This window comes from Halovivax sp. (assembly GCA_007119345.1).
GTDB lineage: Archaea > Halobacteriota > Halobacteria > Halobacteriales > Natrialbaceae > Halovivax.
This window is the reverse complement of sequence record SKPV01000025.1, coordinates 1-13,324: the sequence shown is the minus strand read 5'-3', so window position 1 is coordinate 13,324 and position 13,324 is coordinate 1. Positions and strand designations below refer to the sequence as shown.

The window sequence follows — 13,324 nt, the reverse complement described above, 5'->3', positions numbered from 1 at the left end:
GTAAATTTGCTGTCATAATCTCCAAAGAACCGCCGAGTTACGCCGTGACGTCCGTCCAGATTTCGTCGTACCGCTGGATCGTCTCGTCGTCGTTGTACGCGGGGAACACGGTGTTTTCGAGCGCGGCTTCGAGGTTGTACAACTCGAGTTCCTCGTCCGTGTAATCGACCGCGTCCGAGACCACGATGTACTCGGGGCCCTCGAACCACTCCCGAGGCACCTCGGAGAGCATGTAGTCGATGAACTCCTCGGCTTCCGCTTTGTTCTCCGACCCGCGCGCGATAGCGAAGGAGTCGATCCACCCGATAGTGCCTTCCTCCCAGAAGGCCATCGTGACCGGCTCGTCTTCGCCGGCGAGTCGATGGTACGCGCCGTCCCACGCCGTGCCGATGGTCGCCTCACCCTCCTGGAAGTTCTGGATCGTCTCCGCCGAGGAGGTCCAGTAGGTGTTCACCAGGTCGACGTGGTCTTCCAGCGCCTCCTGGACCGCATCGAGATCGTCCGGGTCGTCGGGATCCTGACCGAGGTAACTCGCGGCGGTCCACACCTGCGTGCTGGCGTCGTCCCGGGTCGAGATCTCTCCGTCGTACTCCTCGTCCCACAGGACCTCGTAGCTGAGCATGTCGCCGAGATCGCCGTGCTCGTCGTGGTTGTAGAGCGCCCCGTCGAACCCGAACGTCATCGGAACGCAGTACAGTTCGTCGTCGAACCAGAACTCGTCGAGTTTCATCTCCTCGAAGACGTGCTCGTCCCAGGCGGGAACGTTATCCACGTCGATCGGATCGAGCAAGTCGTTCCGGTACGCCCGTTCGAAGTCGGCGCCCGGTGCCGACGGCGTCCAGACGTCGTACGTTCCCTCGGGCGAGGTATCGATCTGGTTGATCGCGTCCGCGTTCGATTCGTACGTCTCGGTCTCGACGTCGATCCCGGTGTCGTCCTCGAACGGCTCGATCCAGGCGTCGTCGATGTACGCCCCCCAGCTGAAGTACGTCAGCGAATCGTCCCCACCGAGACACCCTGCGACAGCGGTCAACGCACCCGTCGCACCGACTGCGCCGCTGGTCTTCAGGAATGACCTACGCGATTGATTACCACGTGGCATATACAGGCAGCAGGTACTCAATTCAATAGCATAAAGCTTCCGGAGGAATTTTTCGAACTAAATCCAGATATTCTACAGCGATTCGAAATTAACTCGCGGTGTTGTATGAACCATCATCGTTTTTCAGTCGCGGTCGGTCTCACCCGTCGGCGGTCGAAGAACCCGGCGACGCTTCGCTCCCACGGCCCCGACGGAGTGACGACCTGCCGGTTATCGGTGCCGGTCGCCACGGCCCCGGCGGGGGGACGGCCTGCCGGTTTTCGGTGGCGGCCGCGAGGACCGGCGCGTCGCGGTATCGTTCGAACGAGACGAACCACTCTGGAACGATTTTCGAACGAGCGAGCGGTCGACGAACGTTCCGCTAGAGAAGATCCGAAACCGTGGCACCAGGAGAACGTACGTTTATGCCCCGTCGCTCGGTGGGAACGCGTATGACCGAGGATGCCACGTCCCGGATGAACGCCGTGCTCGACGCGGACGAGATCGATCACGTGTTCGTCGAATTTCCGGACCTGAACGGACTCTCTCGCTCGAAGCAGCTGGACGTCGACTACTTCCGCTCCCGGTACGAGGACGGCTTTTCGATGAACCTGGCGTTGCTCACCCAGACGCCCCGGAGCGACGTCGTCGAGGGATCGAGCTACGCCGACGCGATCGACTTCGCCGACGGGATCGTCCGTCCGGACCCGCGAACGTGCCGGCGGGTACCGTGGCGCGAGGACGCCGTCCGGGTCATCTGTGACTTCGAGTTCGAGGGACGGCCCGTGAACGGTGCACCGCGAACGGTCCTCGAACGCGTCCTGGAGCGCGTCGACGACGCGGGATTCACGGCGTTCGCGGGAAGCGAACTCGAATTCTACGTGCTCGAGGAGACGGACGAGGGACTCGTCCCCGCCACCAGCGACAAGCACGAGAATCTGACGCCGGCGACCGAGGAGGTCGCGCCGTTCTACGACCGCGTCTACGAGTGGGCGCCCGCGTTCGACATCGGCGTGAATACGCTCCACCACGAGTTCGGCGCCGGCCAGTTCGAGATCCTCTTCGATTACGGCGAGCCGCTCGGTCAGGCCGATCGAACGTTTCGGTTCAAAGAGCTCGTCAAGCGAGCGGCCCGGTCTTGCGACCAGCGCGCGACGTTCATGGCGAAGCCGTTCACCGGCCGGTCGGGCAGCGGCTACCACCTCCACACGAGCCTCTTCGACGGCGACGAGAACGTCCTCGCGGGCGAGGACGGACTCTCCGAAACGGGTCGTCACTTCATCGGCGGCTTGCTCGAGCACGCCGACGCGCTCACCGCGCTGGGGACGCCGAACCTGAACGGTTTCAAGCGCCACGAGCCCGAGAGCTTCGCCCCGTACGCCGCCTCCTGGGGGTACGGAAACCGGATGGCCGCGGTCCGCGTTCCGGTCCACGGGACGACGCGGGTCGAGAACCGGATCGCCAGCGCCGACGCCAACCCGTACCTCGTGATCGCGAGCACGCTCGCCGCCGGCCTTCACGGGATCGAGGACGAACTCGAGCCGGCGGCGCCCTCGACGGGCGATCCGTCGGGCGATCGCCCCCGGTTGCCCCCCACACCGCACGCCGCGCTCGACGCGCTCGAGTCGGACGGCGAGCTCGCAGACCGGGTCGGCGAGGAGGTCATCTCCGAGTACGTCGCGATGAAACGCCAGGAGATGGCGGAGTTTTACGAGGAGACGACCGAGTGGGAGCGCCGGAAGTACGTCGAAGTGCTCTGATCCGCGCTCCGCGAGCGGATCGGATCAGTCGAACGCGGCTTCGACGCCCGTCTCGAGCGCCTCGATCGCCGTCTCGATCTCGTCCGCGTCGACGCACAGCGGCGGTGAGACGAGCACCTGCACGTCGGGGCGACCGCTCCCGAAGAGGACGCCCTCCTCCGCGGCGACGTCCCGGACCCGCTCGACCGGGTTCTCCCCGTCGTCGACCCTCGGGTCGTGGTAGTGGTCGCCCGTCTCGGGATCCGCGAACTCGACGCCCCAGAGGAGACCGCGTCCGTGGACGGAGGTGACGACGTCGTGCCGGTCGCCGATCGCCTCCAGTCCCTCGCGAAGTCTCGGTTCGAGATCCCTGGCGTTCTGGATCAGACCGTCCTCGTAGGCGTCCAGGGCGCCGATCCCCGCCGCGCAGCCGACGGGGTGACCCGCGAAGGTCTGCCCGACGTCGACCCCGTTCTCGGCGAGCCACTCGCCGATCTCGCCGTTCACGAGGACGCCCGCGAGCGGCACGTACGCGCTGGTCACCCCCTTGGCGAAGGTGATCACGTCGGGATCGACGCCGTCGGTCTGGATGCCGAACCAGTCGCCGCACCGGCCGAAGCCGGCGATCACCTCGTCGGAGATCAACAGCACGTCGTACTCGTCGCACAGCTCGCGCACCCGTTCGAAGTAGCCCTCCGGAGCCGGATACGCCCCGCTCGTGCCCGCGACGGGCTCGGTGAGGATCGCCGCGACTGAATCGGGACCCTCGTTTCGGATGACGAACTCGAGGTGCTCGGCGGCTTTGCGCGCCAGTTCGTCCCCGGTCGCGCCGTCGAACGCGCGCGGGATCGGCGGGAGGAATTTTCCGGCGCCCGTGGTCGCGGCGTGGCGTTCTACGACCGCGCGGGTCTCCGGATCCCCGGTGAGGCCCGCCGCGCCGTACGTCGACCCGTGATACGACCGCCACCGGGTGAGCACCTTCTGGGCGCCCGTGAAATCGCGGGCCATCTGGATCGCCGACTCGTTCGCCTCGCTCCCGGATACCGAGAAGAAGACGTCGGTGAGCGGCTCCGGCGCCACGTCGACGAGGCGACGGGCGAGCTCGGTCCGGGTGTCGTTGCGTTTGGACGAGGACACGTAGGAGACGCGCTCCAGCTGTTCGGTGATCGCGTCGATGATTCGCGACTCGTCGTGGCCGGCGTTGACGCAGTACAGTTGCGACAGAAAGTCGAGGTACTCGTTCCCGTCGTCGTCGTACACGCGCGCGCCGGATCCCTCGACGATCGAGAGGGGCTCCTCGCCGGCGGCGTACCAGTGCGGGATCGGGCCCCGCACCGATCCCGTCGAATCTTCAGTCGGTTTGAGCGACATGCTAGACGCAACCGCCCATAGTAAGATAAAATTTTTCAATACTCGGCATCCATTTGCCTTCGTTCATTTTTCGCACCCGTATTTCGAACACACCAAAGAGTTATTCCGATCCGGCGCGAACACGTCCGCCGTGTCTCGATACGGCGAACGAACGAGCGTCGAAGCGAACGCCCGCGGGCCGCCCGCGGGAGCGGGGCGGTGACCCGCGACCGAGTCGTCGTGGTCGGCGCGGGCGTCGCCGGAGTCGCGGTCGCGCGAGCGCTCGCGCGGTCGTTCGACGTCACCGTCCTGGAGCGCGCCGAGGTGGGCGGCGGAGCGACGGGCGTGTCGGCCGGACTGATCGCCCCGACGCTGTTTTACGGCGACCTGCCGGCGGTCGCACGGTTCGCGAACCGAGCCGTCCGTGCGGTCGACGGCGCCGGCGCGTTCTCGTTCACCGAACGCCCCCGGATCGACGTCGTGAGCCGCGCCGAGGTCGCCGACGCGCGCCGGCGGGCGCGAGAACTCGCCGACGAGGGGTTCCCGGTCGCGTACCTCGAGCGCGAGGCCGTCGAACGCCGGTTTGGGCGACTCGATCTGTCGCGCTTCGCGGGAGCCGTCTGTTACGAGGATACCGGCTGGGTCGACCCCTACACGTACGCGGTGACGCTGGCCGAGCTCGCCGAAGACGGCGGCGTCCGCGTCGAGACCGGGGTCCGCGTCTCGGGACTCGTCGTCGACGGCGGATCGGTCGCAGGCGTCGAGACCGACGACGGGCGCCACGAGGCGGACGCGATCGTTCTGGCGGCGGGATGGCGAACGCCCGAACTGATGCCGGGCGATACCGCGCTGCCCGTTCGGCCGTATCGCACCCAGTGTCTCGTTCTCGAGCCCGACCCGCCGCTCGACGAGGACGTCCCCCTCGGTCGCGTCTCCGGCGAGGGGCTCTACTTCCGACCGGAGCACTCGGGTCGAATCCTCGTGGGCGGCGGCGCCCACGAATGCCGGAACCCCGAAGCGGCGTCGAGACGACCGGACGAAGCGTTCACGGATTCGGTGGCGACGATCGTCCCCCGACTGTTCGACGGCGTCGACGGCGCCGGACTCGTCACCGGCTGGGCCGGCTTCGACGCGGCCACGCCGGACGCGCGGCCCCTGATCGGACGGATTCCCGGGGGTCCGGAGAATCTACTCGTGGCCACCGGATTCAACGGACTCGGCGTGATGATCGGCCCGATCGCCGGGCCGATCGTTCGAGAGCACCTCGGGGGATCGAGCGCCCCGTTTCCGACCGACCCGTTCGCGCCGGATCGGTTCGGCGACGTCGCGACGACGTTCGACCTTCGCTCGACGTCGGACGTATGAACGCTCCGCGCGACGGTGACCGACCGAGACGAACGATCGACGCGGAGGAGTCGTTCTCGACGACCCCACCCGGAGAGCCACGTCAACGAACCCGCCGGAGAGTTCGACGCATGCACGACCCACAGCACCGACGGACGAACCCGTACCGACCGGACGAACACCCGAGCGGCGATCCAGGCCGATCCGTCGTCGCGGACCGCCCGCGGTCGAGGTGGCGACCGTGACCGCCGCGGATACCGGCGATTCCGAGGCCGTCGAGGGGATGGTCGAGGCGGTCGCCGGGGACGACGTCGAACACGTCTTCGTCGAGTTCGCGGACATCAACGGCATCTCGCGCAGCAAGCAGTTGCGCGCCGACCGCTTCCTCGAGAAGTGGGAGGAGGGATTCCCGATGAACCTGCTCGTGCTGGTCCAGACGCCCCGCAACGACGTGCCGGAGGGGTCGGGACTCGGCGAGGAGATCGGCTACGGCGACGGCACCCTCCGCCCGCTCCCCGAGACGTTTCGACGACTCCCCTGGCGCGACGACGCCGCTCGAGTGCGCTGCGTACTCGAACGCGAGGGAGAGCCCCTCGGTGCCGCACCCCGCAACGCGCTCGAGCGCGTCCTCGGGGGGGTCCCGCGCGACGTGTCGTTCACCGTCGGCAGCGAACTCGAATTCTACCTCCTCGCGGACGGGAAAGCGGGGTACGAACCGATCACCGATCACAAGCACGAGTGTCTCTCGTGGGCGACCGAGGAGGTCTCCGGATACTTCGACGATCTCTCGACGTGGAGCGACGGCTACGGCGTCTCCGTCGACTCGCTCATGCACGAACACGGGCCCGGACAGCTGGAGGTGCTGTTCGACTACGGCGGCCCGCTCGACCAGGCCGACGCGACGTTCGACTTCAAACGGTTGGTGAAGCAGACCGCGCGCGAACACGACTTCTGGGCGACGTTCATGGCGAAACCCTTCGCCGGCGAATCGGGAAGCGGCTACCACCTGCACGTGGGCGGGCTCGAGGGCGGAGGCGGAAACGCCTTCGGCGCCGACGGCGAACTGTCGCCGTTCGGCCGCCGCTTCGTCGGCGGGTTGCTCGAACACGCGGACGCGCTCGCCGCCCTCGGCACGCCGAATCTCAACGCGTTCAAGCGGTACGAGTCCGGATCGTTCGCTCCCTACACCGCCTCGTGGGGATACGACAACCGGATGGCGGCCGTCCGCGTCCCCTCCGGGACGACGCGGATCGAGAACCGGATCGCCAGCGCCGACGCCAACCCGTACCTCGTGATCGCGAGCACGCTCGCCGCCGGCCTCCACGGCGTGGAGGCGGAACTCGAACCGGGCGACCCAGCGGAGGGCGATCCCGCCGGCGACAGTCCGACGCTTCCGAACGCTCCGGAGCTGGCCCTCGAGGCGCTCGAATCCGACGACGAACTCGTCTCGCGTCTGGGGACGGATCTCGTCCGCGCGTACTGTGCGACCAAACGCGCCGAACTCGACGCGTTCCGCGACGTCGTCACCGACTGGGAGCGCGAGCAGTACGTCCGAACGCTCTGACCCGTCGCGGACGCCCTCCGCCCGGCGGGCCGTTCCACTAGAGTAATACCGTCGTAGCCCCACCGTTCGGACCATGATACTCGTCCTGGATCTCGAGATTACGCCCGACTATCGCTATCTGGGGCCCGAGATCGCGCGTCTGCTCCCCGCCGAAACCGAGTACCGGGTGTTCGTGGACGATCCCGCACTCCCCGACCTCGACGCCTACGACGGAATCGTCCTCAGCGGCTCGACCGCGACCGTCTTCGACGACGAGTACGCCGCGTGGGTGGAGCCAGCCGAACGCCTCGTGCGCCGGTGCCGTGATCGGTCCGTTCCGCTCCTCGGCATCTGCTTCGGCCATCAGCTCGCCCACCAGGCGCTCGGCGGAACCGTCGAGACGGACCGACGTCGAGCGACGTTCGTCGAGATGACGGCCGACGAGTCGGACGAGGTGCTCGCAGGCGTCGAGCCGATCGTGCCGGTGCTACACGCCGACCTCGTCGTGGAGCCGGCCGACGAGCTCGTCACCACGGCTCGGACGGACTACAACGACCACTTCTGCAGCCGCCACGACGACGCGCCGCTCTGGACCGTCCAGTTCCACCCGGAGTTCACCGAACGGGTCGAGGATCGGCCGAGCGACTGGGATCGGGGCGGACGCACCTTCGCCGAGTCGACCGCGACCCGCGTGCTCGAGAACTTCGCCGCTCGCTGCGACGAACGCCGCTCGTGACCGGGGCCGCCGGCCCCGGTCTAACATCCTCCAGCGTCGCCGCGACCGGTTGCTCGCGGCGGTCGAGAACGTATATGGTGGACGCCGCCGAATCGGGACGGTATGTTCGGCGACAATCCCGCGGTGTTCGCGCCGAGTGAACGCGGTGGCGCGTGAGAAACTCCCCTCCGTCACGCTCTCGGGGGATCCCTTCGATCGCGGGCGGCGCCACGGCGAGTCGTTCGAGGCCGAGGTCGCCGCGAACGTCGACCGCTACCTCGAACTCTTCGAGCACTACGGTGCGTCGCGCGATGAGGTGCTCGCCGAGGCGGAGCGGTACCTCGAGGTCATCGAGGACTGTAACGAATCGTACGCCGAGGAGCTGCGCGGCGTCGCCGACGGAAGCGGCCTGTCGCCGACCCGAATCGCGCTCCTCAACGCCCGGTACGAGGTGATATACGGTGCGTATCGCGACGAGACCGATCGGGCGGAGCGGTCGGACGGGACGGTCGACGGGTGTACGAGCGTCGGCGTCAGGCCGGAGGCGACGGCGGACGGTCGAACGTACCTCGGGCAGAACTGGGACTGGCTCGCGGACGTCGCGGACGGCACCGTCGTCACGCGGATACGCCGCGAGGACGGGCCGAACCACGTCGCCGTCACGGAGGCGGGCATCGTCGGCGGAAAGATGGGCGTCAACGAGGCCGGAATCGGCCTCGTGATCAACGGACTGGTGAGCGCGACCGACGGCGACGCGCCGTACCGAAAGCCGTTCCACGTTCGGTGCCGGGAAATCCTCGAGGCGACTCGGCTCGACCGCGCCGTCGGGTCGGTGATCGACCGCCCGCGAACCTGCTCGGCGAACTTCCTGCTCGGGCACCGGGACGGGGAGATCATCGACGTCGAGGCGGCGCCGGAGTCGGCCGCGTACATCTATCCCGACGACCACGTGCTCACCCACGCGAACCACTTCGAACGGTGCGACGGCGTCGAGAGCAGGCTCGAGCGGCTGATTCCCGACTCGCTCTGTCGCGGGCCGCGCCTGCGACGACTGCTCGAAACGGGACGGGGCTCGATCGACGAGGAGAGCCTGCAGTCGGCCCTCCGCGATCACTTCGACGAACCGGCGAGCATCTGTCGGCACGTCGACCCCGACGATCCGCCCGAGGAACGCGAGCAGACGAACGTCAGCGTCGTCCTCGACCTCGAAGACCGATCGCTGTGCGCGACGGCCGGACCGCCCTGCGAGCGGTCGTACCACCGCTATCGGTGCCCGTCATCGACCCCCGACTGAAGTCGTGGGCTTCCGCCTCGAATCCGTGTGAACGCCCCCTAACTGCGGTGGCCGTCCGCCGTCTACCGATTCGCCGCACGACCGCGCCGCAGTCGCCGACCGGGCGTTCGATCCGCCGAGTCGACTTCGACGCAGAAGTGTCGAACGAAACTCGGATTATACCAGAATCAGTCCCCGTCCATCCCAGCAGCGAGGAATATTTTCGAAGATATTCTCCACAGAGTCCGATATGCAAAAGATTATTGAATCCCCCTACGTAGATCGGTCGATGAGTAGCGGTGACCACCAGCACGATCACGAACGACCCCTTCGCGAGAACACGCCGAAGAGCGAGGCGTTCCACGAACGCGCGACGGCGGTGACGCCGCTGGGCGTCGAATCGAACGTCCGCGCGTTCGACCCGTACCCGTTCTACGTCGACGAGGCGGCGGGGTCTTACGTGCGGGACATCGACGACAACGAGTACCTCGACTTTCTACTGGCGCTCGGCCCGATCATCCTCGGGCACGGCCACCCCGAGGTTCGCGCGGCGGTGAAGGCCCAGGTCGACACGTGCGACCTGACCGCGACGCCCCAGCCGATCGCGATCGAGTTCATGGAGAAGATCCGGGACCTGACGCCGAGCATCGAGCTGGTCCGGCTGGCCAACAGCGGCACGGAGGCGACGATGCACGCGCTCCGCGTCGCCCGCTCGTACACCGGTCGGGACAAGATCGCCAAACCCGAGGGCGGGTACGCCGGCGGCCACGACTACGCCCTCCAGAGCGTCTACGCCAGCGAGGAGGCGCTCGGGCCCCCCGACCGGCCCAACACGGTCTCCTTCGGCACGGGCATCCCGGACGTCGTCGGCGACACCGTCGTCGCCTTCCCGTTCAACGACGAGGAAGCGACGGAAGCGATCCTCCGCGAGCACGCCGAGGACCTCGCGGCGGTCATCGTCGAACCCGTCATGTTCTCCGCGGGCTGTCTGAAGCCCCGGGACGGCTACCACGAGTTCCTGCGCGAGCTCACCGAGGAGCTGGGGATCGTCCTCATCTGGGACGAGGTGATGACCGGTTTCCGGCTCGGCCTCGGCAGCGCCCAGGAGCGCTTCGGCGTCACCCCCGACATGACGACCTTCGCGAAGGTCGCCGGCGGGGGCTACCAGACCGGCGGCTTCGGCGGGCGCGCGGAGATCATGCGCGAGATCGAGCCGCCGACGGAAGAGGGCGTCGAGTCCTGGAACACGACCGCGTTCCACGGCGGCACGTACAACGGTCACCCCGTGTCCGCCGCCGCGGGTCTGAAGACGCTCGAGATCCTCGAACGGGACGCCGTCCACGAACACATCGATCGGCTGGGCGAGCGGCTGTTCGACGGCCTCCAGGAGGTCGCCGACGACGTCGGCGTGGCGGCGAACGTCGAGTACGTCGGCTCCATGGGCCAGGTGTACATGACCGACGCCGACATCCGCACCTACCGCGACAGCTGGCAGGCCAACGTCGACCAGTACGCGGACTGGTGGCTCGAGGCGGCCGCCGGCGGTGCGCTGTTCGGAAACCCCCTGCAGAGCGAACGCTTCTTCACGACCTACACGCACACGGCCGAAGAGATCGACCGCGCGCTCGAGATCGCCGAAGACGCCTTCAGGGCGGTGAACCACTCCTACGAATGACCCGAAACGACGACCGAGCGGACGACACCGAAACGGAGGGGCTCACGTGAGCGATCGCGAACGCGTCGCGATCGTCGGCGGCGGCGTGATCGGCTGCGCCGTCGCACGCGCGCTCGCACCGGACTACGACGTCACGCTGTTCGAGAAGGGCCAACTCGCCGCGGAGGCGACCGCGCTGGCCGCCGGCGAGATCACCATGCTCTCGAGCTACGAGGACTACCCCGAGATCGGCTGGCACGCGGTCGAGTTCTTCCGCGAGTACGACGGCACCGGGTCGTTCTCGTACACGGAGGTGCCGAGTATCGGCTTCGTCCCGTCCGGTCGGGCCGACGAAAAGCGCCGGTACGCTCGGCGGCTCCGCGAGGACGGCATTCCGGCGACCTACCTCGACCGCGAGACGGCGAGCGAGCGGTACCCGACGTTCGACTTCGCGGGCCTCGACGGCGTGGTAGAGCACGAGGTGTCCGGCTTCGTCGACCCGTACACGTTCGCGATCGAACTCCAGAACGACGCCCGCGCCGACGGCGCGACCGTGCACACGGAGACCCCCGTTCGAGAGCTGGTCGTCGACGACGGCCGGGTCACCGGCCTCGAAACCGACGCCGGGAGCGTCGACGCGGATCACGTCGTCGTCGCCGCCGGCTGGAGAACGCGACGGTTCTTGCTCGAGCACGCCCCCGTACCCGTTCGTCCGTACCGCACGCAGTGCATCGTTCTCGAGCCTCGAGAGCCCCTCCCCGACGGGTTCCCGATGGGGTGGTATCCCGGCGAGCACGTCTACTTCCGGGCCGAGCACAACGGCGACCTGCTGGTCGGCGGCTGGTCGTTCGCCGAGGACGACCCCGAGGGGGCGAGCGCCGACGAGGACGAGGCGTTTCGCCACCACGTCGCCGACCTGGTCCCCACGTTCCTCGACGGATTCGAAGACGCGGGCTACGTCAACGGCTGGGCCGGCGTCGACGGCGCGACGCCCGACACCCGTCCGATCGTCGACGCGCCCCCGGACGCGCCGGACGGGTTGCTCGTCGCGACCGGGTTCAACGGCCGGGGCGTGATGACCGCCCCCGTCGCCGCCACCGCGATCCGGTCGCTCGTCGCCGGCGAGGACGCTCCGTTTCCGATGGAACCGTTCTCGATCGAACGGTTCGACACGCGCTCGGACGACTTCGAGTTCATCAGCATCAGTGCGGGTGACTGAGTCCGTGATCCGACCGCGTTCGAAACGGCCGGGTACCGTGGGTAGTAGGGACGTCGCGGAAGACGTCGGAGGGGGTCGGTTTGACCGACCGTCGGTTTGACGTCGTCATCGTCGGTGCGGGTGCGTCCGGGCTGTGCGCCGCCAGGGAACTCGCCCCCGATCACGACGTGCTGGTGCTGGAGGCCGGCTCGATCGGCGGCGGTGCGTCGGGCTCGGCCGCCGGATTCGTCAGCTGCTTCGAAGATTGGGCGCGGTATCCCGACGCCGTCGAGCGCGCGATCGACGCGTTCGAGGCGTTCGACGGGCGGTACGGATTCGAGCTTCACGAGCGGCCGTACGTCGAACTCGTCGAAACCGAGGCCGAGGCGGCTCGCCTCCGCGAGGCGTACGCGCCGCTGCTCGATCGACCGGGATACGATATCGCCGTTCTCGACGCAACGGAGCTCGATCGCCGGTGGCCCGGTCTGTTCGATCTCGAGGGGTTCGTCGGCGGCCTCGTCAACGACGAGAGCGCGATCGTCGACGGCGGGGCGTACGCGGACTCGCTCGCGGCGTGCGTTCGCGATCGCGGCGGCGTCGTGGAGACGCACTCGCCGGTCGAGCGCGTTCTCGAGGCCGACGGATCCGTCGTCGGCGTCGACGCGGCCGGCGAACGAATCCTCGCGGACGCCGTGGTGTGCGCCGCGGGCGCACAGACCCCCGCACTTGTAGCGGAGTTCGTGGACGTTCCGGTTCGCCAGTTCGTCTATTCGAATCTCCGCGTCGAAGCCGATTCTCGTCTCGACGACGGGTATCCGATGGTTTACGGTCGGGACCTCTGGTGGCGACCGGAACCGGGCCGGGAAACGACGCTGCTCGTCTCCGGGGGGATGTACTTCTTGCCCGAGGACGGTCGTCCGCCCCGGGACGCCCCGAGCGAGTATTACGACGAGATCGCCGCGACGCTCCCGACGATGGCCGCCGACGTCGATCGCGTCCGGTTCGTGAACGGGAGCTTCCACACGTGTCCGAAGGGATCGTCGATCACGCCGGACGCGCGGCCCGTGCTCGACGAACCTGCCGCCGCGCCCGTCGGGCTCGTGATCGCCGCGGCGGTGACCGCCGGCATCTCGATGTCGCCGTTCACCGGCGCCGCCGTCCGGGCGCTCGTCACGGGCGAACCCGCGCCGATTTCGCTGGATCCGTTCGCGCTGTCGCGGTTCGACGATCCGCCCGCCGACTTCGAGGTCCACGGAATACGACGGATGCCGACCGAGTTTCCGAGCGGCCGCTACTAGGACGCACGAATCGGCTCGATCGGTCCGCCCCGTCACGGAACCGGACGATTCGTCGGGGCCCGAGCTCGACCCGACAGCCGAGAGGGTACGCTCCTCCGTCCGTACAGCCGAGAGGGTACGCTCCTCCGT

At 68.0% G+C, this 13,324-nt stretch carries 10 protein-coding genes; 8 read left to right on the top strand and 2 right to left on the bottom strand.

Annotated features, from left to right (window positions below; genetic code table 11):
• Positions 1–37: 37 nt before the first annotated feature.
• The gene (locus QZT59_RS02155) at positions 38–1,102 is read right to left on the bottom strand and encodes a substrate-binding domain-containing protein (RefSeq protein WP_290810693.1); all 1,065 of its coding nucleotides are present in this window, start codon (positions 1,100–1,102) and stop codon (positions 38–40) included.
• A gap of 431 nt (positions 1,103–1,533) precedes the next feature.
• Here QZT59_RS02155 and QZT59_RS02150 point away from each other — a divergent pair, with 431 nt between their 5' ends.
• On the top strand, positions 1,534–2,841 hold the full coding sequence (locus tag QZT59_RS02150; RefSeq protein ID WP_290810691.1) for a glutamine synthetase family protein: 1,308 nt from the start codon (positions 1,534–1,536) through the stop codon (positions 2,839–2,841).
• Between the two features lie 24 nt (positions 2,842–2,865).
• Here QZT59_RS02150 and QZT59_RS02145 read toward each other — a convergent pair whose 3' ends face one another.
• Positions 2,866–4,191, bottom strand: coding sequence for an aspartate aminotransferase family protein (locus QZT59_RS02145; protein ID WP_290810688.1), 1,326 nt, complete (start codon positions 4,189–4,191; stop codon positions 2,866–2,868).
• Positions 4,192–4,389: 198 nt separating this feature from the next.
• Here QZT59_RS02145 and QZT59_RS02140 point away from each other — a divergent pair, with 198 nt between their 5' ends.
• From QZT59_RS02140 to QZT59_RS02110, 7 genes are all read left to right on the top strand, one after another.
• Complete coding sequence (locus QZT59_RS02140) at positions 4,390–5,535, top strand: FAD-binding oxidoreductase (RefSeq protein ID WP_290810685.1); 1,146 nt, start codon at positions 4,390–4,392, stop codon at positions 5,533–5,535.
• 220 nt (positions 5,536–5,755) lie between these two features.
• On the top strand, positions 5,756–7,078 hold the full coding sequence (locus QZT59_RS02135) for a glutamine synthetase family protein (RefSeq protein ID WP_343195720.1): 1,323 nt from the start codon (positions 5,756–5,758) through the stop codon (positions 7,076–7,078).
• A 73-nt stretch (positions 7,079–7,151) separates the two neighbouring features.
• Entirely contained in the window at positions 7,152–7,793 is a 642-nt protein-coding gene (locus QZT59_RS02130) for a type 1 glutamine amidotransferase (protein WP_290810682.1), read from the top strand.
• 145 nt (positions 7,794–7,938) lie between these two features.
• Positions 7,939–9,066 carry a C45 family autoproteolytic acyltransferase/hydolase gene (locus QZT59_RS02125; protein WP_290810679.1) on the top strand — a complete coding sequence of 376 codons (1,128 nt, stop codon included), beginning with the start codon at positions 7,939–7,941 and terminating at the stop codon, positions 9,064–9,066.
• Positions 9,067–9,334: 268 nt separating this feature from the next.
• Positions 9,335–10,720: an aspartate aminotransferase family protein gene (locus tag QZT59_RS02120; RefSeq protein ID WP_290810676.1), complete on the top strand. Its 1,386-nt coding sequence runs from the start codon at positions 9,335–9,337 to the stop codon at positions 10,718–10,720.
• A 46-nt stretch (positions 10,721–10,766) separates the two neighbouring features.
• Positions 10,767–11,918: an FAD-binding oxidoreductase gene (locus QZT59_RS02115; protein WP_290810673.1), complete on the top strand. Its 1,152-nt coding sequence runs from the start codon at positions 10,767–10,769 to the stop codon at positions 11,916–11,918.
• Between the two features lie 80 nt (positions 11,919–11,998).
• A complete protein-coding gene (locus QZT59_RS02110; protein ID WP_290810670.1) occupies positions 11,999–13,195 on the top strand; it encodes an FAD-binding oxidoreductase in 1,197 nt (398 codons plus the stop codon).
• Positions 13,196–13,324: the final 129 nt, after the last annotated feature.

Excerpts from the sequence above, each read along its gene's own strand:
- QZT59_RS02155 (WP_290810693.1), bottom strand. The coding sequence starts at position 1,102 with ATGCCACGTGGTAATCAATCGCGTAGGTCATTCCTGAAGACCAGCGGC.
- QZT59_RS02150 (WP_290810691.1), top strand. The coding sequence starts at position 1,534 with ATGACCGAGGATGCCACGTCCCGGATGAACGCCGTGCTCGACGCGGAC.
- QZT59_RS02145 (WP_290810688.1), bottom strand. The coding sequence starts at position 4,191 with ATGTCGCTCAAACCGACTGAAGATTCGACGGGATCGGTGCGGGGCCCG.
- QZT59_RS02130 (WP_290810682.1), top strand. The coding sequence starts at position 7,152 with ATGATACTCGTCCTGGATCTCGAGATTACGCCCGACTATCGCTATCTG.
- QZT59_RS02120 (WP_290810676.1), top strand. The coding sequence starts at position 9,335 with ATGAGTAGCGGTGACCACCAGCACGATCACGAACGACCCCTTCGCGAG.